Here is a 19925-nt window from a genome sequence, read left to right as displayed (position 1 = left end):
TGCTGTACGGCGGATCGCCCGGAACCTGAGTGTCGGCCCAATAAGTGACCTGCGACACCCATCCTCGTCACACTTCGATGAGCTGCGTACTGTGACGCATCACAAGGACCGCCGGGGGAGAGGGAACACCGCCATGCCACTGTCCGACGGGGCCAGGGTCCTCGCCCTGCGCTGCGAGCCCAAGGTCAATGAGCTGGCGCGGCGCATGACCCGCCAGTCCTTCGAGCAGCTCCCCGGATATGCCGGACTCCCGGACGACGTGAAGGACCTGGAGATCGCCGCGACCATCCGGCACGGCGTACGTCTCTTCCTTCGCCGCGCCACGGAACCGCACCCCGGTCCCGGCGGTCTCCGCCTCTTCCGCGAACGGGCGGCGCAGCGTGCCGAGGAAGGGATGCCGCTGCATCTGCTGCTGCGCAGTCACGCGCTCGGCATGTACGTCCTGTGGCAGTCGCTGCGTGAGACCGCGGAGCCGGGTGAGGAGGGTGCGCTCATCGAACTGGTCGATCTGCTGCTCCAGTCGCACCACTCTCTGGTCGGTGCAGTGGCCGAGACCTATATGGACGAGCGATCCGCGCTGGAGGCGGAACAGCGCGAGCAGCGCCGCTCCCTGGTACGCGGCTTTCTCGACGGGACGCTGGAACCCGGCCGTGCCCTGCTCGAGCAGCTGGGCCTCGACGGGCCCGCGCTCGTGCTCGCAGTCGTCATGGAACCCTCGGCCGACAGCGATCCGGAATCGGGCGGTTCGGAACTGGGGAGCGCGGTGACCGTACGGCGTCGGATGCGTCGCATCCAGACCGTGCTCGACCAGGGGTTCGGCACGGAACTGCTCTTCCTCTTCGACGCGGGAACCGGACGGGCCGTCGTACCGCAGGGCTGCGAGCCCCCCGGCGACCTGGTCGAGCGTCTGACCCGTGCCTGCGGGGCCGAAGTCCGGGTCGCCGCCGTCCCGGCAGCGGCACCCGAGGCGGTCCCCGAGGCGTCCCGGACGGCCGTGGAGATCCTCCAGGTCGCCCGCGCGTGCGGGCTGCCGCCCGGGTTGCACAGCCTCGACGACGTACTCCTCGAATTCCATCTGTCGCGCCCCGGCCCCAGCAGCCACCGCATCGCCGCCCTGCTGGACCCCGTCGCAGGCCGCCCGGAACTGCTGCAGACCCTCCGCACACACCTGGCACAGCACCAGGACAGGCGCCTCACCGCGGCACTGTTGGGGCTGCATCCCAACACCGTGGACAATCGGCTGGCCAAGCTCACCGAGCTGACCGGACTCGATCCGGCCTCGCCACGTGGCGCAGCGCTGGCCATCGCGGCCCTGTTGCTGCGCGACTCCGCTGCCGGGGCCGACGGCGTGTCCGCAGCCGGCTGACCGATACGGACGGCAACATGCACGGCGACACGACCTGGGGCACGGGCCACGACGCACTGCATACAACGCGCAGTGCACGGGGCCGGGCTACGAGCCCGCTCCGCCGCCTTGCCCGCCCGGTCTCAGTCGAGGCTGCGTCCATGGGCCCGCAGTGTCAGGAGCGCCTTGAGCGTCACGATGGGCCGTCCCTCCAGAGCCGTCCCAGGCGCCCACTGCCGCCAGTTCACCGGCCAGCCGCCGTCCGTCTGCTGCTGGGCCGCAAGGTGGTCGAGCGAGCGGGCCAGCTCCTCGTCGGTGAACCAGTGGCGGGCGAGTGAATCGGGCGTACGGGCGTAGTCGTACGGGAAGTGCTGCTCGCCCGGTGCGTATCCGGCCGCCACCGGGTACTCCGCGTTCCTCTCCGGATCCAGCACGGCGAGCCGCTGTTCCCGCACCAGCCGCCCGAGCCGGTCGGCCGCCGCCTCCGCACGGGCCCGGTCCGGAGCGCCGTCCAGAAAGGCGAGCGCCGCCTCGATCTCGTACGGATGCGACTGGTCCAGAGCGTCGACAGCCGCCCAGCAGAAATCGGTGGCCCGGAACAGCCAGGCATGCCACACCGCATTGCGGTGCAGGAGCCCGACGACGGGTCCGGTGGTCAACAGTGCCGCGGGCGGGTCGTCGACGATCGGGATGAACGGTGCCGCCGGATAGCCGCGCTGCGACGGCAGGAGAGCGGGCAGTGCCCCCTCCTTGGTGGACACCTCGGTCAGGAAGCGGCAGATCCGCTCCACTCGCAGCCCGCTGCAGCGGCCGATGGAGTCGAGGACGTTGAGTGCGTGCGCGGTGTGCAGTGGCTGACTGACGGGGCCACGCAGATCAGGTTCGAGTGCGTGCCCGTATCCGCCGTCCTCATTCAGATAGGCGGCGAGTGCGGTCTCCACGGCCTCCGCACTTCCTTTCAGGAAGTGATGGGCGAACCGCCGCTGTTCTAGGACACGGGCCGTGAGCCAAATGAACTGCTTGGCACGGTTGAGGGTACTTGTTCCGGTTCCAGCCATGGACCGACCGTAGGGCGGTAAGCGCTCTCGGCAGGACTTAGCGGCCTGGCTGCACTCTCAGGAGCGGGATACTGAGGTCATGCGGTTGACGATTTTCTGGGAACGGATGGCGGACCACTTCGGCGCGGGATACGCCGACTCGTTCGCGCGCGATCATGTGATGGCCGAGCTCGGCGGGCAGACGGTGCACCAGGCGCTGGCCGCGGGCTGGGAGGCCAAGGATGTCTGGCGCGGTGTCTGTACCGCGGTCGGCATCCCCGCCGACAAGCGCTGATCGCTGGCTCGTCAATGTCCGGACCTGTGATGTTGTCCGGGGTGGGCGACTGTTTGTCACAGCAGTAGGCGAGACTGGAGCGGTGTCACCGACAGACGAGACAGCCCAGACCCAGACGCCTCTGACCCAGCCCGCCCCGCCGGTCCCGCCGTCCGGCTACGGGCCGGCCCGTATGCCCGCGTGGCTGCCGCGTGCCATGGTGCTCGCCCTGGCGCTCTACGCCTGTTTCCAACTCGGCAGCTGGGCGTTCGACCAGCTCATCGGGCTGCTGATCAATGTGCTGATCGCGTTCTTCCTGGCGCTCGCCATCGAGCCCGCGGTGAGCCGGATGTCGTCGCGCGGCATGCGTCGCGGCCTCGCCACTTTCCTGGTCTTCCTCGCCGTGCTGATAGCCGCCGCCGGTTTTGTCGCGCTGCTCGGCTCGATGCTCGCGGGTCAGATCGTCGACATGGTCGAGGAGTTCCCGAAGTATCTGGACTCGGTGATCAACTGGGTCAACCAGAGCTTCCACACCGAGCTCTCCCGGGTCGAGGTCCAGGACAGCGTGCTGCACTCCGACTGGCTGCAGAAGTACGTCCAGAACAGCGCGACCGGAGTGCTCGACATCTCCACCACCGTGCTCGGCGGGCTGTTCCGTCTTCTGACGATCTTCTTGTTCTCGTTCTACTTCGCCGCCGACGGCCCCAGGCTGCGGCGCGCCCTGTGCTCCGTACTGCCACCCGCCAAGCAGGCCGAGGTCCTGCGGGCCTGGGAGATCGCAGTCGACAAGACCGGCGGCTACCTCTACTCGCGCGGCCTGATGGCACTCATCTCCGGGATCGCGCACTACATCCTGCTGGTGATCCTCGGTGTTCCGTACGCGCCCGCGCTCGCCATCTGGGTCGGGCTGGTTTCCCAGTTCATCCCCACGATCGGTACGTATCTGGCAGGCGCCCTGCCCATGCTGATCGCGTTCACCGTCGACCCCTGGTACGCGCTGTGGGTGCTCGGATTCGTCGTGGTCTATCAACAGTTCGAGAACTATGCGCTGCAGCCCAAGCTCACCTCCAGGACCGTCGACATCCATCCGGCGGTCGCCTTCGGATCGGTCATCGTGGGCACGGCGTTGATGGGTGCCGTGGGTGCGTTGATCGCGATCCCGGCCGTCGCCACGCTCCAGGCGTTCCTCGGCGCCTATGTGAAGCGGTACGACGTGACGGACGACCTGCGGGTGCACGGCCGCCACCAGCAACGTGGTGAGCCGGTGCTCACGCGGCTGCGCCGGTCCTGGGGGACTGCCGGGAGCAATGAGGGCCGGGGCGGACAGGACGGGGCCGAGGAGCATCCGGAACGTGCCTGACCGGCTCGGTGGTGGGGGCTCGTCCCAGCGGTAGCCCGCGACGTCGGCCGGCCGGCCCGGGGCCTGGACCTCGGTGACGTGTCTCCAGGCATCGGGCCACCCGAACCGGGATTCCGTGGCCGCCGGCCTCGTCCATGAGAGCCGCTGTCTCCCCGACGGTCTCGGGGCGGTTCATCTGCGAGCGCTGCGACCCGCTCGTCCGCCCCGTGACGTAGACGGTCGCTGCGGTCGCTCCCGGCTGGACAGCGATGCCGCGGCCCGCACCCCGCGTCGCCCCGGTCACCAGAGCACTTTGCCTGTCGGCTCTGTCCCCATATGGGTGGAATCTGGCGTGGTGTCGATCGCTGATCTTGACTCCCCCGAGGGTGAAGTGCTAGGGCGCTACGCTGGGGGCGGTTCGGTGCGGCGCGGTGCGCTTGACACCAAAATCGAACATCCATTCTCATGGGATTCCGGCCGGGTTTTCCCGGGCCCGACCGTGGAGTTATCCACAGGCCGGGAGGACGTCGAGGCCCATTGTCAGTGGCAGGGGTTAGCGTCTTTGACGTGAAGCGATCGACTCAAGCAAATCGGGTGGAACCCATGGCAGGAACCGACCGCGAGAAGGCGCTGGACGCCGCACTCGCACAGATTGAACGGCAATTCGGCAAGGGCGCGGTGATGCGCCTCGGTGAGCGGCCGAACGAGCCCATCGAGGTGATCCCCACCGGGTCGACTGCCCTCGACGTGGCCCTCGGCGTCGGCGGCCTGCCACGCGGCCGTGTGGTGGAAGTGTACGGACCGGAGTCCTCCGGTAAGACGACGCTGACGCTGCACGCGGTGGCGAATGCGCAGAAGCTCGGCGGCTCGGTGGCCTTCATCGACGCGGAGCACGCCCTCGACCCCGAGTACGCGAAGAAGCTCGGCGTCGACATCGACAGCCTCATCCTGTCCCAGCCGGACAACGGTGAGCAGGCCCTCGAAATCGTGGACATGCTGGTCCGCTCCGGCGCCCTCGACCTGATCGTCATCGACTCCGTCGCGGCGCTCGTGCCGCGTGCGGAGATCGAGGGCGAGATGGGCGACTCGCACGTGGGTCTGCAGGCCCGCCTGATGAGCCAGGCACTCCGCAAGATCACCAGCGCGCTCAACCAGTCCAAGACGACCGCGATCTTCATCAACCAGCTCCGCGAGAAGATCGGTGTGATGTTCGGCTCGCCGGAGACCACGACCGGTGGCCGGGCGCTCAAGTTCTACGCCTCGGTGCGCCTCGACATCCGCCGGATCGAGACGCTGAAGGACGGTACCGACGCCGTCGGTAACCGCACTCGCGTCAAGGTCGTGAAGAACAAGGTCGCGCCGCCCTTCAAGCAGGCCGAGTTCGACATCCTCTACGGCCAGGGCATCAGCCGCGAGGGCGGTCTGATCGACATGGGTGTGGAGCACGGCTTCGTCCGAAAGGCGGGCGCCTGGTACACGTACGAGGGCGACCAGCTCGGCCAGGGCAAGGAGAACGCCCGTAACTTCCTCAAGGACAACCCCGATCTCGCCAATGAGATCGAGAAGAAGATCCTTGAGAAGCTGGGCGTCGGCGTCAGGCCTGATGCCAACACCACCGAGCCCGGTGCGGATGCGGCGGGCGGCGCCGCGGCTTCGGCTGACAGCGCGAAGTCGGTGCCCGCTCCGGCCGGCAAGGCCAAGCCGGCCAAGACCGCGGCGGCCAAGAGCTAGACCGTGACGCGTCGTACGGAGTGGCCGGTCAGCGCCACTGACCATGGCGCCGGTCCCGGCCCCGAATTCGCCGCCGGACACACGGCCGAGTCCGAGGGCGCGTACGAGCCGGAGGCCGGCCACGGCACCGGCTCGGGCACCGGATTCGGTGAGGGGGCGGGGCGTGGTGCCCGCTCCCGCTCCAGGAGCAGCGGCTCCCCTTCCTCGTCGAGGGCCGAGAAGGGGGAGCCGCGAGACCCGGTCGAGCAGGCGCGCAACATCTGTCTGCGGCTGCTCACCGGGACCCCGCGCACCCGAAAGCAGCTTGCGGATGCCCTGCGCAAGCGGGAGATCCCGTATGAGGCGGCCGAAGAGGTGCTGTCGCGCTTCGAGGATGTCGGGCTGATCGACGATGCCGCGTTCGCGGATGCCTGGGTGGAGTCCCGGCACCACGGCCGAGGGCTGGCCCGCCGCGCACTCGTCCGTGAGCTGCGTACCAAGGGGGTGGATTCCGTCGTGATCGACGAGGCCGTCGGGCAGCTCGACTCCGAGCAGGAGGAGGCGACAGCCCGAGAGCTGGTCGCGCGCAAGCTGCGCTCCACCCGCGGCCTGGACCGTGACAAGCGGCTGCGCCGCCTTGCGGGCATGCTGGCCCGCAAGGGATACGGGGAAGGCATGGCCCTGCGCGTGGTGCGACAGGCGCTGGAAGAAGAGGGCGAGGACACGGAAGGCCTGGACGAGCCCTTCTGACCGGGCCCGTAGTGGGCGGGGCGGTTGTGGTGATTACTGCCCGGCGCGAGCGGCGCGGCTGATGGTGGCGTCGATCAGGGCGAGTGCATCCGCGGCGGTGCGGCCGGGGTGCCGGTTCCAGGGTCCGATCAGCCCGGTCCAGCCCTGGGAGCGGAGCTCGGCGACGAGCCAGACGCCGGCCCGGTCCACGGTGTCGCGAGAGCCGTAGCCCAGGCGGTGCGCGGTGAGAAGGGCGCCGCAGATGCACCGCGCGCCGCGGGCGTTGCGCAACCGGTACGGGGTGTTCTGCCAGCCCCACTCGGTCAGGATCTGACGTGCGTAGGCGAGATGGATGGAGGGGCGCACCTCGGGCTGCCCGATGCGCCGCCAGGAGTGGAGCCGGTCGGGGAGGATCGCCCCCAGGCGCCCGGGAAGAGGCCGTTCGCGCGGCGCGGTCGCCGGCAGGGCACGGGCGGAGTCGGCGATGAGCTGGTCGACCGGTACGGACAACAGGTCGCGCCAGTCGGCCGGGTGGCTGACCGGCAGTTGTTCCGCGGTGCCGGGGGAGGAGGGGAGCAAGGGTTCGGGGGTGGCGAGGTCCCAGCCGGAGACGATCTGTTGCCACGCCTCGGTGTCATGGAGGCGAGCGGCCCGAACGTCGAGTTGGTCGGGGGTGAGGGTGGGGGTCGGCATGGGTGCGAGGTCTCCGTCACGTCGGTCCTTGGCGTTGAGGTGAATGTCTGTCGGGTACGGGGATCGCTCCACCGGAGCGTGGCATTCGGGTGTGTCGGGGCGGATTCGAGGGACCGGCGAACGGCGTGCGGGGGATAGCCCCAGCACGAAGACGCAGGCGCGCTCCAGTGCACGGACTTCTGTGCACAGAGCACTGTGTGATGCATGGCAGAGAAGCGACCTATGGCAGCCGCGCACGACACACACGCCGTGCACGACACGGACGCTGCCCACGCCACCAGCCACCACCCGCGTGCACCGGCCCTACGCGCCGACCTCGCCCTCTTCGAGCAGCTCCGACGCGGAAGCGACCCGGCCCCGGACCCGACCGGGATCCCGGACCCGGCAGTGACCCCGGCGGACAACAACAGAAAAGAGACGGACGCACCATGATGCTGCGCTATGCCCTGCAGACGATCCGGGACCGCAAGGGCGGATTCCTCGGTGCCTTCCTGGCCCTCATGTGTGCCGCCGCCCTCATCACCGCCTGCGGCACGCTGTTGGAGACCGGCCTGCGCGGAAGGATCGCCACCGAACGCTATGCCGCCGCGCCGCTCGTGGTCTCTGCCGACCAGAACGTCCACCGCACCACCGTCAAACACAAGGGCAACGGAAAAACCAAGGTCAAACACAAGGCGAAGCCGGTCGCCGAGCGCGCCTGGCTGCCCGCGGCCGTCGCTGACCGGATCAGCAACCTGGAAGGCGTACGGAAGGTCGTTCCCGAGCTGACCTTCCTGGCCCAGCCCGTGACTCGGTCCGCGCCCCAGTTCGCCACCCACCCCTCGTACGGCCACTCCTGGGCCTCCGCCCCACTCACCCCCTTCGCTCTCGTCTCAGGCCGCGCCCCCGCCTCCGAGGACGACGTGGTGATCGACCGCGGCCTCGCCGAACAGAAGGGCCTGAAGCCCGGTGACCGGCTCGTCGTCCAGTCCACCAGCACCCCCCGCCCGTACCGCATCAGTGGCATTGCGGCCCCGGCCGGCCGGGGCGATCTCCGGCAACAGTCCTCGCTCTTCTTCTCCACCGCCGAGGCCGAGCGCCTTGCCGCCCGCCCCGGCCGGATCAGCGCCCTCGGCGTGATGCCCGCGCCCGGTACCGACCTCAACCGGCTGAAGCAGCAGGTCGAACAGGCGCTCAAGGGCACCACCGCGCAGGTCGCCACCGGTGACGACCGCGGGCCCGTCGAGTTCCTGGACGCCGCGGGAGCCCGTATCAAGCTGGTCTCCATGGGCGGCGCCATGGGGGGTACGTCCCTCCTGGTCGCGATCCTCGTCGTGGTCGGCACCTTCGCGCTCTCCATCCAGCAGCGCCACCGCGAACTGGCCCTGCTCCGCGCCATCGCTGCCACCCCCCGTCAGGTCCGCCGCCTCCTCGGCCGTGAGGCCCTGGCCGTCGGAGCCGTTTCCGGTGTCCTGGGCGCACTCGCCGGACTGCCCCTCGCCGACTGGCTGCACAGTCGATTCATCGACATGGGCGTGATCCCGGCGACCCTGGAACGCACCGCAGGCGTTTTCCCGGCCTGCGCAGCCCTGGCCGTCACTCTCCTCGGCGCCTGGGCGGCGGCGAGGATCTCCGGCCGCCGCATCGCCCGTATCCGTCCCGCCGAGGCCATGGCCGAGTCCACGGTCGAGCGCGGCCCGGCCCGCGGCCGGATCGTCGCGGGTCTCGTGCTGCTCGCGGGCGGCGCCGCTCTCGTCGGCGTACTGAGCGTCCTGCGTACCGAGGCCGCCGCGACCCCTGTCACGTTCCTGGCCGTCGTCGTGTCGGCCACGGCCGTGTCACTGTTGGGCCCGTTCCTCGTGCGACTGGCTTCCGTACTGCTTGCGGGACCACTTCGACTGGCAGGTTCCGGGGGACCGCTCGCGACCGCGAACATCCGCGGGAACTCCACCCGGATGGCCTCCGTCGTCACCCCGCTCACCCTGCTGATCGGGATGACCTGCACGGTTCTCTTCGTTCAGCCGACGCTCGGCGACGCCGCCCGCGCCCAGGCCCACGACGGCGTCCGCGCCGCCTGGGTACTGGCCGCGCAGGGGCCAGGTGTCCCGTCCGCGGCCGCCGAGACCATCCGTAGGACGCCGGGTGTCACGGCCGCCACCGAGGTCGTACGGACCACCGTGCGCGTCGGCCTCGACAAGTACCCGGCCCAGGGCGTCACCCAGGCCGGACTCGCCCGCACCTGGGACCCTGACGTGACGAGCGGATCGCTCACCGAGTTCACCACCGGCCCCGGAACCGCCGCGATCAGTGAACTCGCTGCCGACCGGCTCGGCCTTCACCCCGGCAGCAAGCTGAGACTCCACCTCGGCGACGGCACCCCTGCCACCCTCACCGTTGCCGCCGTCTACAGCCGAGGCCTGGGCTTCGGCGACCTGACCCTGCCCCATGAGCTGCTCGCCCGCCACATGGACAACCCTCTTGCCGCCACCGTCCTGGTCGCCGGGAACAGCAACCGTGACGAACTCACCGCCGCACTCGAGCAGTTCCCCAGTGTCTCCGTACTCGCCCCCGCGACCGCCGACCGGCTCCAGGCGGACCGACAGCAGGAGAATGCGGCGGTCAACCATCTCGCCATGGGCCTGGTCCTGGCGTTCACCGCCATCGCGGTCGTCAACACCCTTGCCATGTCCGTGTCCGAACGCATCAGGGAGTTCGCCATGCTCAGGCTGGCCGGCGCGACCCGGCGTCAGGTCCTGCGGATGCTCCGCATCGAGGCCCTGTCGGTACTGCTGATCGCCGCTGCCCTCGGCAGCGGTATCGCACTGGCTGTACTGACCGCCTTCAGCATCGGCATGACCGGCAGTGCGGCGCCCGCGGTTCTGCCGCTGGTGTTCGCGACGGTGGTGGGCGCCGCCGCACTGCTGGCACTGACCGCCACGGCGCTGCCCGGGCGACTGGCACTCAGGGTCCGCCCGGTGGAGGTGGCCACGTCCAGGCAGTGAACCTCCGACGGGATCAGGCGTCGGCGTCCTGCGGCTGGGACGCCCCGCCCGACTCCACCCGCCCCGACGCCGTCCTCCAGCTGGACACTCCCGCCCCTGCTCCGTCCCAGCGCCGTCCGTCAGGCCTCGACCGGAAGCCCCGCCGCGCGCCACGCCTGGAATCCGCCGATGAGATCGGTCGCCCGATGCAGCCCCAGCTGCCGCAGGGACGCGACGGCGAGACTCGACGCATAGCCCTCGTTGCAGAGCACCACGATGCGGAGATCGTGACTCACCACCTCCGGAGCCCGATGGCTTCCCTGCGGGTCGAGCCGCCACTCCAACTCGTTGCGCTCGACGACCAGCGCCCCCGGAATCAGTCCGTCCCGTTCCCGCAGCTCCGCATAGCGGATGTCCACGAGCAGCGCACCGTCCGCAGCGGCGGCGACCGCCTCCTGCGGGCCGACCCGGACGAACCCGGCCCGGACCCGTTCCAGCAGTTCGTCGATCCCGACCGGCTCCGTACCACCCCGACGGCTGTCGCTCACTGCCAGTCCTCCGGCCGTTCGACCTGCTCAAGACGGAGCACCGCACCGGTACGGCTGTAGCGCCGGATCTGCGGCAGTGGTGGGTAGTACGCATGGACGGAGACGGCGTGCTCCGTGCCGGACTCGTTCAGCACCTCGTGGACGTGGTGGCGGCCGAATGCCCTGCCCTGGCCGGGGGCCAACTGCCGGGAACGGTCGATGCCCTCGGTGAGTTCGAGGGTCTTCCAGCCGTCGGTGGGCAGCCGGGCGGCGAGCGACAGTTCCTTGAGGGTGCCGACTGCGGTGGTGAAGGCGCCGATCGAGTCGGCGTGGTCGTGCCAGCCGGTGCCGGTACCCGGCGGCCAGCCGATCAGCCACGCCTCACTGCCGCCCGGTCCTTCCAGCTGGGCCCAGGTGCGGCCCTCGGGATCGAGGGGGAGCGAGGCGACGATCTCGGCGTCGGCGGCGACCCGGCGGACGAAATCGAGCAGCTCTGCGGCCGTCGGACCGGTAGCACCGTCGGCGGCGGAGGAGGGCATGCGTACAGAGGGTGACGCAGGGGCAGACATAGAGACCGTCCTGAGGGTTCGCGCGGATGCACGGCCGCACGACAGAGCGCACGGCGCGGCAGGAGGAGGCGATTCAGCAGGACGGGCGACACACGCAGCCCGCATAGCGGACGAGGTCCATATGGACCCTCCGCCACAGGCGCACATCGGTGTCGGTCACGTTTCGGAGTACACCATGTGCGCCTGCGACGGTCAATTGATGTCCGCTGTCCGGTCGGAGGGTACTGAGGTGCGTGCCGCGCCGCCGCGCGTCGCGTCCGCCGCCGCGAAGAGTTCCTGGGGCCGTACCCCGTCGAACGACGCCACCAGGTGACCGTCCGGCCTGATCAGCAGCACGGTGTGCGCCGACGCCCCCGGATAGCTCTCGGTCACCAGCAGCTCGCCCTTCACCGGCAGCGCGTCGACAGCCGCGACGAGGCGGGGCATGACGCCCGCGGACATCCAGTGGCGCCGGTCCCACACCCCGGTTCCGGGCGCCACCAGGACCACCAGCAGATGACCCTGCCCCAGCCGCTCGCGCAGCCGCACGGTCGTGCCATCGGGTGCCGTCACCCGTACATCGGTGACCGGCGCACCGGGGGGCGTACCCACAGATGTGTGCGCCTCGGCGCGTGCGGGCGCAAGGGGCGAGTGCGAGTACGAGGGGGGCGCACCGAGGGGGCCGCACCCCAGATGTCCATCGGTGAGCAGTGAATCGTGCCCCCGTGCGCTCCCCGGTACCAGGGTCCGCAGACCTCCGCCGCCGCGCAGTATCGGCAGCGACTGGTCCGCGGCGCGCAACCGTGCGGCGACCGCGGCCCGGCGCTCCGCCTGGTAGCTGTCGAGCAGTACGTCGGAGGCGCCGTGGTGCCAGGCCTGGGCCAGCTTCCAGGCCAGGTTCTCGGCGTCCCGCAGCCCCTCGTCGAGCCCCTGGGTGCCCAGCGCGCCCAGCAGATGCGCGGCGTCCCCGGCCAGGAAGGCCCGGTCGACCCGCCAGCGCAGGGCGAGCCGGTGGTGCAGCGTGTACACGCCCGTGTCCAGCAGCTCGTACGGCGGTGTCTCGCCGCACCAGCCCGCCAGGGTGTCCCGGACCCGGGTGATCAGGGCGTCCGGGGTGACGAGCTCGCCACGCGGCGGAAGTAGCCAGTCCAGCCGCCAGGCGCCGTCAGGCAGCGGCCGCGCGGTCACCTCGGCGCCGCCGGTGCGCCACGGCGGCAGCCGGTGCAGCACGGCCCGCCCGGGCCAGGGGAGTTCGGTGCGCAGCGCGGCGACGGCATGCCGCTCCACCGCCGTACGTCCGGGGAAACGGATGTCGAGGAGCTTGCGTACGGTGGACCTGGCGCCGTCGCAGCCCACCAGATAACTCCCGCGCCACCAGGTTGCGTTCGGCTCCCTGGTGTGCACCGTGACCCCGGCCGGGTCCTGATCGAGCGTGTCGATCCGGCTGGGCGGAGCCACCTGCACCAGCTCCTGTGCGGCCACCGCGTCCCGCAGCCCGCGTGTCAGGACGTGCTGCGGCAGATGGATGGGGGCCGACAACGGATCACTGTCGGGGGAGTCCTCGCCGAGCGGCAGCTCACGCACCAGCTGCCTGCGCCGCATGGATCGCCAGCCGGACCACCGCATGCCCTCGTGCCGGAGCGCTTTGCAGCCGAGCCGCTCCACCAGGGCCGCTGTGTCCTCGCGCAGCACCACGGTGCGGGCGGGGCGCGTCTCGTCCTTGGCCGGGTCCTCGTCGAGAAGGACGGAAGGGACGCCCTGCGCCGCGAGGGCGAGCGACAGCACCAGACCGACGGGCCCGGCGCCGACGACGATCACCGGGTCCACGACGAGGCTCCTCGAATCCGTGCAGGCAATGCAGGCGAAAGAAGCGAAGCGGGCGTAGGGGGCGGAGGAGGTGTGGCGGCGGGGGCTCGGTGCGCGATCACAGAACGTATGCAACTAAGTGCTACCGCTTGCGTCAAGTGACAGTGATGCGTGGCCTCAGTCATGTTGCCCCTGCCGTAGCCCAATAACTCTCCAGCGTCTCGTGGATGGGGGCGGCCCGACACGCTGCTTAGGGGGCCGTGGTTACGGCCACGAAGAGTACCGGCGCATGGTCTGGCACAAGGCGTTGAGCCCGCGATCCCCTACCGCGGCATCACACGCGGATCTGGACTCTGCTTCCACTGCCGGGTCGTCGCACCGTCGTCCGGCTCCGTGGCTTTGCCGACTACGTATCTGATGGGAGCAGGCGCGACGCGTCGCCACCTGCCTCACCCAACGTCTTTGCCAGGACCTCTCGCAGGGGCCTGGTCGCCCGGGCTACCGGAGGCGAGGTATGTAAACCGCTCCTCCCCCTGCGAGCGCGCGGCCTCGTATGTGCTCGCACCGCCCCCTGGCTGGGCTCCAGCGCGTCGATGTTCTCGCCAGAAAGATCCCGCGCCGGGCCTGGAAGAAGGTGTCCGCCGGAGCGGGCGCGAAAGGCCACTGCTTCTACGACTGGGTCTTGATCGGCATCACCGAGAACGAGGTGATGGATATCAACACTTACTGACCCGCCGCAATCACACCAGCGGCGAGCTGGCCTTCCATCGTTGCTGCTCGTTGTGACCGGTCCCGCTGACCACCCTGGTCACGGTCGCGAGTGGCGGCTGGACGAAAGAGGAGACGTTCGAAAGCTCGAAGACTCTGACCGGGCTGGGGATGAGTACCAGGTGCGCTGCCGGAACTCCTGGCTCCGTCAGGTCATCCTTGCTCTGCTCGCCGGTGCTTTCCTTACCGCCAGCACTGCGCCCGAACACTGCGTCGTATCAGCGGAGCTCAGATTTAGCTCAAGATGCCGCGTGTGGCATTGAGGTAGCGGCAAGTGCATGACAGGATCTCATTCAGGGCGGCGGTTCAAAACCACCGCAGCGTGAGTCACTAAACGACCAACTCGCGCAAGGGGGAAGGTTAAATTGAACTCCAAATTGAAATCCGGGCTCGCCGCAGGTCTGATGACCATAGGCGCACTCGCAATGACGACATCGAATGCGGAGGCGGCTTCCAAGCACGCTCGTCTGGAGCTTGGGAATGGCTGCTATGCTGACGTGTACGTCACGAACACTAATACCGCTGGAAAGATAAAGGGATTCTTCGGTGCCTTCTGTCGGCCAGGCGGTGAGCTGTGGATAACGCCAGGCATCACGGTCTGGAAAGAGACTCCCAGGCCTCGAGACCGTCCTACGGGTGTGAGTCCCGGAATTCGCGTTATCAACAAGAATCATAGCGTGAACTATAGCTACTCAAGGAGTAATGCAAAGGGAAAGCAGTGCTACAAGGCTTTCCTGCTCGTACAGCTTTTTGATGGCGGGGACGTCATATCGACTAAGTCCAAGGCTACGCCTTGCCTCAACGTGTAGTCCCGTCCCGGTCATGAATGCGTCCCCACGGGTCAGCAGGTGCCGCATGCATGGGATGTGCGGATACAGCCTCGTGAATCTTGCTGATGGGGTCGAGAACGGGTGCGGCCACCGGTGATCACCGGTGCGCGAGGACAGAAGATCAGTTGGTGGCCGTAAGTAGCAGTGTAGATCCTGCCTGTTGGCGGGAAAGGTTCGAGGTGGTGAGCGTTTTCCAACCTCGTGGTGGTGAGCACGGGTTGGACGCGCCTGCCCAACGGCGAAGCTCCTGGTGGACGGGTTCTCGACCGAGATCACCCGTGTCTGCCAGGAGCTTCGCGTGCTTGTCTGTCCGTCCTCGATCGATCTGTCCGGCCGTACCCTTCGGCTTCAGGCCAGACAACTGGCCATCCGGTGGAGGGAGGTCGGGACGCGGTGGCGGCCCTTGTCGGTCGGGCGTCAGGCTCTACTGGCCCTGGCCCACCTGCGGTGCGGCGACGCCTGCGCCCAACTCGCTGGCCGGGTTCGGCATTGGAGTTGCGACCGTGTATCGCTACATACGCGCCGTCATGGTGCTCGCCACTCTCGCCCCGACCCTGGCCGAGGCGATGAAGACGATCCGGCGAAGGCGTTCGTCATTCTGGACGGTACCCTGCTGCTGATCGACCGGATCGCTGCTGATACCCCGCACCACTCCGGGAAACACAAACGCCACGGGATGAACATCCAGGTCCTGACCGATCCTGTCCGGCGCCTCCGCGGTGCGACCCGCGATCTGACCGCCGCCAGCAGCACGGAATCATCGAGAACCTCGCTGATGTGGGGCTCAAATGTTGCGCGGCCAAAACATCCCAAGGAACTACCGAGGCCATTCGGGCCCGCCGACTCAAGAGATGGAAGCGTCGGCACAACAGCAACCACGCCAAAACCCGTTGCCTCAGCGAGCAAGTCATGTTCGCCCCGAAAGGGTTGGCCATGGCTCTGAGGTGACCCCCGGAGTGTGGACACAGGGGTTCATGCTGCGAGTGAGAGTTTAGCTGTCTTGTGGTGGTGCTGTTCGAATTCCATCGGGGAGAGGTAGGAGAGCGCGCTGTGTCGGCGTCGGGCGTTGTAGTAGGTGAGCCACCGGAATATCTCGAGCCTCGCCTGAGACATCGTCACGAACACTCTCCTGTGCATCGTTTCTCGCTTCAGTCCCTGCCAGAAACTTTCGGCCAGGGCGTTGATGCCCCTATGGATGTCAAGCGGCACCTCGGGCTGGTCCCGTGTCGTTGGCCACGGTGTTTGTGGGGACGATGAGCCGGTAGGTCTCTCGTGCGACGTACCGCTTGAGGCAGCGGATAATCTCGCGTTTGGTCTTGCCCTCCGCGAGTCGTCGCCGCAGGTAGTCCTGGGAACGCCCCTCCCATCGCAGGCGGCTGAGGACGATCCGGTAGAGGGCGGCGTTGGCCTGTCGGTCACCGCCTCGGTTGAGTCTGCGGCGCTGGGTCTTGCCGGAGGACGCTTCGACGGGGCTGGCGCCGCACAGGGCGGCGAAGGACGCCTCGTTGTCGAGGCGTCCGGGGTTGTCACCGGCCGAGATGAGCAGGACAGCGGCGCTGTCCGGGCCGACGCCGTGGACGTCGAGCAGATCAGGAGTAGTCGCTTTGATTGCTTCGGTTATCCGCTTGGTGAGGTCGTTGATCTCTTCGGTCAGGTGCTGGATGCGGCGGGCCAGCAGTCGCAGGGTGTGACGCGCGGCTTCTGCCGGCCCGGAGATCTCCGGCTCCGTTAGTGCGGCGCATTGCTGGAACAGCTTCGGGTTCCTCAGCCCGGCCAGGGACTCGCGAAGTTCGGCGTCGGCGCAGACCAGGACTGTCGGCGTACACGTGAACGCGCATAGCCGCGTACGGATGAACGTACAGAGTTCTTGATGCGCTGAGAGTCCGCCCCCGGCACTCTGCTGCCTGTTGTCCAAGGTTGCAGAGAGGGGTGGGCCATGGTCTTGGACCCGCAGCGCTGGCTGGAGCTCCGGCGCTTCCGCGGCCTGGTGGAGTCCGGGGCGATGAGCCTGTCGGAGGTCGCCAAGGAAACCGGGCTGAACTGGCGAACGGTCAGCAAGTACCTGTCCGCTGACTCGTCCGCGCCGCCGCGCCGGACGGCGAGTGGTCAGCCGCGCAAGCGGGTGGTCGACGAGGTCGCTCCGCTGATCGACGCGATGCTGCGGGCCGAGATCCTGATGAAGGCCGCGGTGATTCACGAGCGGCTGGACAAGGAGTACGGATTCACCGGGAACTACCAGCGGGTCAAGCTCTACGTGCAGGAGGCCCGCCCGCGGATCGCGGAGGAATTGGGGATCACCCCACGGGAACTGGCGGGGATGCATCGCAGGTTCGAGGTGATCCCGGGTGCTCAGGCTCAGGTGGACTGGGGCGATGAGGGCAAGATCCTCGCTCATCTGGGCATTCCGAAGGTCTACTCCTTCCATATGGTGCTGTCGTACTCGCGTGATCCGTTCTGCTGCTTCACCACCAGCCTTGACCTGCAGACGTTCTTTGACTGCCACCGGCGGGCATTTGCGCACTTCAACGGGGTGCCGATGACGATCGTCTACGACCGGACCAAGACGGTCGTGCGCCGTCACGTCGCCCCGGGTGAGGCGGTTCCGCTGCATCCGGAGGCGGTTGGCTTTGCCGGCCACTACGACTTCGACATCGATGTGCTGGCCGCCTACCGGCCCCAGGGGAAGGGCCGCGTCGAACGCCAAGTGCTGATCGTCCGTGACCACGTTCTCTCCGGCCGGGCCTTCTCCTCCGTCGAGGAGATGGATGCCGCGTTCGCCGGTTGGGTGCCGCAGCGGCGGGCTCAGATCCACAAGACGCACCGCGAGGTGATCGGGCACCGTGCTGCCCGCGACCACGCGGCTCTCAAGCCGCTGCCGCCAACTCCGTTTTTGGTGGCCGAGCGCCATCTGCGGCCGGTCGGTAAGGACTGCCTGGTCGCCTTCGGCGGGAACCTCTACTCGGTCCCGGCCCGCAAGGTCCGCCCCCGTCAGCTGGTGGAGATCAGGGCCACGAAGTCACAGGTCATGCTGCACTCCACTGTTGCCGACTCCAGCGGTGAGACGCTGCTGGCCACGCACCCACGGGCCGTCGGACGCGGGGTCCGTGTCGTTGAGGAACAGCACTGGGACGGCCTGCCCACCGGCAAAGGGCGCCGGACCACCACCAGCGATGTCCCGCCCCGGCCGCGTCACGAACGCCCGCTGGGCGAGGAGACCGGACCGCTGCAAGCCCTCCTCAACCGGGCTGCGGCGACCCGCATCGAGGTCGGCCGCCGACCGTTGTCGGTCTATGACGAGCTGACCGGGACCCGCCCCTTCACCACCAACCGAGCGACGAAGGAATCGTCTTGAGCGAGCTGACCGGCAACCGCATCCGCACCACGGCGACCAAGCTCGGCCTGCCCCACCTGGCGGAAACCATCAACGAGTACACCCGGCGGGCGGACGAGGCCAAGATGGGCTACCTCGACTTCCTCGACCTGGTCCTCTCCGAAGAACTCGCCGTCCGCGACGACCGCCGCTTCCGCCAGGGCCTGCGGCTCTCCCGGCTGCCACACCACAAGACGCTGGATGAGTACGACTTCTCGTTCCAGCCCGAGCTCGACCCGCGCAAGGTCAAAGACCTCGCTACCTTGTCCTTCGTCGAAGCGAAGGCCAATGCTGCCCTGCTGGGGCCGCCCGGCGTCGGCAAGACCCACATCGCGATCGCATTGGCGGTCGCGGCCTGCCGGGCCGGATACTCGATCTACTTCACCAGCCTCGACGACATGGTCCGCAACCTCAAGGCAGCCGAGGCGGCAGGGCGCCTGACCAGCAAACTGGGCTCCTACCTGCGGCCGAGCGTTCTCGTGGTCGATGAAGTCGGCTACCAGCCCCTCGAACGCGCCGAGGCGAACCTGGTCTTCCAGGTCATCTCAAAGCGCTACGAAAAGGGCTCCATCATCCTGACCTCGAACAAGACCTTCAGCGAATGGGGCCAGGTCTTCGGCGACGAAGTCCTCGCCACCGCCATCCTTGATCGGCTCCTGCACCACTGCGAAGTCGTCGCCATCAACGGTCCCAGCTACCGGCTGAAGAACCGCCTCAAAGCGATCGAGCGCGAGACCGACGTGGCCTGACCCGGCTCCAGCCGTTCGGTGCTGGACCGAGTGAGGTCCTGGCCTGCAGGGATACGGTCACGGAAGACTCTCCGCCACTCTCAACTGCAGGCAACCGCCTCTAAAGTGGCGTCAAGAATGCTCACCGAGCGGCCCGGAGATTCCATGCCTGTGCAGATGAAGCTGATCGCGATAAACCTCGACTGCCCCGATCCGTTGGCGCTGGCGTCGTTCTATCAGCAGGCCACTGGCCTCGAATCCCACCCGCAGTCGGACGCCCACTTCGCCGGCCTCAACGGTGACGATGGACTCTTCATCGGCTTCCAACGAGTCGACGACTATCGAGCTCCGAGCTGGCCTGATCAAACCGTTCCTCAGCAACTTCATGTCTGCTTCAAGGTCGAGGACCTAGACGAGGCAGAGGCCCGGCTGCTGGAACTGGGTGCCGACAAACCGCAGCAGCAGCCTAACAAGGACAAGTGGCGGGTCCTCATCGACCCAGCGGGACACCCGTTCTGCCTCGTCACGTCTTGACTGCCTCGGCTCAGACATCACCATCTCGAAGAGTGAGCACGCCCACCATGAGGGATGGATTGCTCTGCACGTTCATTCGTACCTGACTCTGCACATAGGCATGTACTCCGACAAGGACGCTCTTGAGCTGGTTGATGGCCTGGGTCCTGGACTTGATGGCGGATCCCTTCGCCAGCTTGAAGAGCCGCAGCATCTCCACCGGGCCGTCGCTGGTCTTCGCCGTGGCGGTGGCACGACCGGACAAGACGGCGCGGGCAGCGGCTTCGGCATCGACGGCGTCGGTCTTGCCGTGACGCCGTCGGGCGGCCTTGTCGGGCTGGTTGACCTCGGTCACCTCGATGCCTTCTGCCCGCAGGTGTCGGGTCAGGGCAGCGCCGTAGGAGCCGGTGCACTCGACCCCGGCCCGGTGCAGTCTGCCGAACGAGCGGGCCCAGGATACGAGTTGACGATAGCCATCGGCAGTTGCCGGGAAGCTGCGGCCGTCCAGGGCGGCGCCGAGCGTGGTGACGACGGCTGCGGCGTGGATGTGCTTGTGGGTGTCAACGCCGAGCAGGATGTCTTCCCCGGTGTCGGCCGGGACGTGACATGAGGCCGTGGGCTGCGTGATGCTGGTCAAGGTCGCCTGTCTCCTGATCGCCTTGGGTGCGGGTGGCCGTCGCCGGGCCGGGGCGGTCAAGACTGTGACGGTGCCTGTCGCGAAGGCCCCTATCGGGACACGTCCCCTGCC

General features: G+C 68.3%; 18 protein-coding genes and 3 pseudogenes. 11 read left to right on the top strand and 10 right to left on the bottom strand.

Annotated elements, in window-relative coordinates; all coding sequences use genetic code 11:
• Window positions 1–133: 133 nt before the first annotated feature.
• Window positions 134–1366: a PucR family transcriptional regulator gene (locus tag NRF20_RS12625; RefSeq protein ID WP_413752593.1), complete on the top strand. Its 1233-nt coding sequence runs from the start codon at window positions 134–136 to the stop codon at window positions 1364–1366.
• A gap of 122 nt (window positions 1367–1488) precedes the next feature.
• Here the strand turns inward: NRF20_RS12625 and NRF20_RS12620 are convergent, their stop codons facing one another.
• Entirely contained in the window at window positions 1489–2403 is a 915-nt protein-coding gene (locus NRF20_RS12620) for a hypothetical protein (RefSeq protein ID WP_398634144.1), read from the bottom strand.
• A gap of 79 nt (window positions 2404–2482) precedes the next feature.
• On the opposite strand from NRF20_RS12620, the gene NRF20_RS12615 reads away from it, so the two are divergent.
• Together NRF20_RS12615 and NRF20_RS12610 are read left to right on the top strand one after the other, a co-directional pair.
• Complete coding sequence (locus NRF20_RS12615) at window positions 2483–2677, top strand: DUF3046 domain-containing protein (RefSeq protein WP_266357346.1); 195 nt, start codon at window positions 2483–2485, stop codon at window positions 2675–2677.
• A 172-nt stretch (window positions 2678–2849) separates the two neighbouring features.
• On the top strand, window positions 2850–4016 hold the full coding sequence (locus NRF20_RS12610) for an AI-2E family transporter (RefSeq protein ID WP_398634153.1): 1167 nt from the start codon (window positions 2850–2852) through the stop codon (window positions 4014–4016).
• Between the two features lie 97 nt (window positions 4017–4113).
• Here NRF20_RS12610 and NRF20_RS12605 read toward each other — a convergent pair.
• A pseudogene (locus NRF20_RS12605) lies at window positions 4114–4365 on the bottom strand (hypothetical protein); the annotation flags it as partial.
• A 233-nt stretch (window positions 4366–4598) separates the two neighbouring features.
• Here NRF20_RS12605 and recA point away from each other — a divergent pair.
• Together recA and recX are read left to right on the top strand one after the other, a co-directional pair.
• A complete protein-coding gene (gene recA, locus NRF20_RS12600; RefSeq protein WP_266357345.1) occupies window positions 4599–5726 on the top strand; it encodes a recombinase RecA in 1128 nt (375 codons plus the stop codon).
• Window positions 5727–5729: 3 nt separating this feature from the next.
• A complete protein-coding gene (gene recX / locus NRF20_RS12595) occupies window positions 5730–6455 on the top strand; it encodes a recombination regulator RecX (RefSeq protein WP_398634145.1) in 726 nt (241 codons plus the stop codon).
• Window positions 6456–6488: 33 nt separating this feature from the next.
• Here recX and NRF20_RS12590 read toward each other — a convergent pair whose 3' ends face one another.
• On the bottom strand, window positions 6489–7127 hold the full coding sequence (locus tag NRF20_RS12590) for a hypothetical protein (protein ID WP_398634146.1): 639 nt from the start codon (window positions 7125–7127) through the stop codon (window positions 6489–6491).
• 204 nt (window positions 7128–7331) lie between these two features.
• Here NRF20_RS12590 and NRF20_RS12585 point away from each other — a divergent pair, with 204 nt between their 5' ends.
• Both NRF20_RS12585 and NRF20_RS12580 read left to right on the top strand, forming a co-directional pair.
• Window positions 7332–7559 carry a hypothetical protein gene (locus NRF20_RS12585; RefSeq protein ID WP_398634147.1) on the top strand — a complete coding sequence of 76 codons (228 nt, stop codon included), beginning with the start codon at window positions 7332–7334 and terminating at the stop codon, window positions 7557–7559.
• A complete protein-coding gene (locus tag NRF20_RS12580; protein WP_413752592.1) occupies window positions 7556–10108 on the top strand; it encodes an FtsX-like permease family protein in 2553 nt (850 codons plus the stop codon). The genes NRF20_RS12585 and NRF20_RS12580 overlap by 4 nt, the downstream gene beginning before the upstream one ends.
• Window positions 10109–10227: 119 nt before the next feature.
• Here the strand turns inward: NRF20_RS12580 and NRF20_RS12575 are convergent, their stop codons facing one another.
• The 4 genes from NRF20_RS12575 to NRF20_RS12560 all read right to left on the bottom strand — a co-directional run bounded on the left by NRF20_RS12575 (window position 10228) and on the right by NRF20_RS12560 (window position 12989).
• Window positions 10228–10635, bottom strand: coding sequence for a rhodanese-like domain-containing protein (locus tag NRF20_RS12575; protein ID WP_398634149.1), 408 nt, complete (start codon window positions 10633–10635; stop codon window positions 10228–10230).
• Window positions 10632–11183: a cysteine dioxygenase gene (locus NRF20_RS12570; protein WP_398634150.1), complete on the bottom strand. Its 552-nt coding sequence runs from the start codon at window positions 11181–11183 to the stop codon at window positions 10632–10634. The genes NRF20_RS12575 and NRF20_RS12570 overlap by 4 nt, the downstream gene beginning before the upstream one ends.
• A gap of 73 nt (window positions 11184–11256) precedes the next feature.
• Window positions 11257–11304: a hypothetical protein gene (locus tag NRF20_RS12565; RefSeq protein ID WP_309506048.1), complete on the bottom strand. Its 48-nt coding sequence runs from the start codon at window positions 11302–11304 to the stop codon at window positions 11257–11259.
• A 71-nt stretch (window positions 11305–11375) separates the two neighbouring features.
• A complete protein-coding gene (locus NRF20_RS12560) occupies window positions 11376–12989 on the bottom strand; it encodes an FAD-dependent monooxygenase (protein WP_398634151.1) in 1614 nt (537 codons plus the stop codon).
• A 1875-nt stretch (window positions 12990–14864) separates the two neighbouring features.
• Between NRF20_RS12560 and NRF20_RS12555 the strand changes: the two are divergent.
• Window positions 14865–15472, top strand: a pseudogene (locus NRF20_RS12555) (transposase family protein); the annotation flags it as partial.
• Between the two features lie 66 nt (window positions 15473–15538).
• Here NRF20_RS12555 and NRF20_RS12550 read toward each other — a convergent pair.
• Together NRF20_RS12550 and NRF20_RS12545 are read right to left on the bottom strand one after the other, a co-directional pair.
• Window positions 15539–15748: pseudogene (locus tag NRF20_RS12550) on the bottom strand (integrase core domain-containing protein); the annotation flags it as partial.
• A gap of 16 nt (window positions 15749–15764) precedes the next feature.
• Window positions 15765–16481 carry a transposase gene (locus NRF20_RS12545; protein WP_413752591.1) on the bottom strand — a complete coding sequence of 239 codons (717 nt, stop codon included), beginning with the start codon at window positions 16479–16481 and terminating at the stop codon, window positions 15765–15767.
• Window positions 16482–16502: 21 nt separating this feature from the next.
• On the opposite strand from NRF20_RS12545, the gene istA reads away from it, so the two are divergent.
• The 3 genes from istA (at window position 16503) to NRF20_RS12530 (ending at window position 19198) form a co-directional block, all read left to right on the top strand.
• Window positions 16503–17918, top strand: a complete 1416-nt coding sequence (gene istA, locus NRF20_RS12540) for an IS21 family transposase (RefSeq protein ID WP_398635362.1) — start codon at window positions 16503–16505, stop codon at window positions 17916–17918.
• Window positions 17915–18685, top strand: a complete 771-nt coding sequence (gene istB, locus NRF20_RS12535; protein WP_413752590.1) for an IS21-like element helper ATPase IstB — start codon at window positions 17915–17917, stop codon at window positions 18683–18685. The genes istA and istB overlap by 4 nt, the downstream gene beginning before the upstream one ends.
• Window positions 18686–18829: 144 nt before the next feature.
• Entirely contained in the window at window positions 18830–19198 is a 369-nt protein-coding gene (locus NRF20_RS12530) for a VOC family protein (RefSeq protein ID WP_413752589.1), read from the top strand.
• Between the two features lie 10 nt (window positions 19199–19208).
• Here NRF20_RS12530 and NRF20_RS12525 read toward each other — a convergent pair whose 3' ends face one another.
• Window positions 19209–19814 (bottom strand): IS110 family transposase, encoded by a 606-nt coding sequence (locus tag NRF20_RS12525; protein ID WP_413752588.1) that lies wholly within the window; start codon window positions 19812–19814, stop codon window positions 19209–19211.
• Window positions 19815–19925: the final 111 nt, after the last annotated feature.

The sequence above is a fragment of the Streptomyces sp. R-74717 genome, assembly GCF_047305335.1.
GTDB classification, from domain to species: domain Bacteria; phylum Actinomycetota; class Actinomycetes; order Streptomycetales; family Streptomycetaceae; genus Streptomyces; species Streptomyces atratus.
Note: the sequence above shows the minus strand (reverse complement) of the source record. Positions and strands in the feature narration are given on the sequence as shown.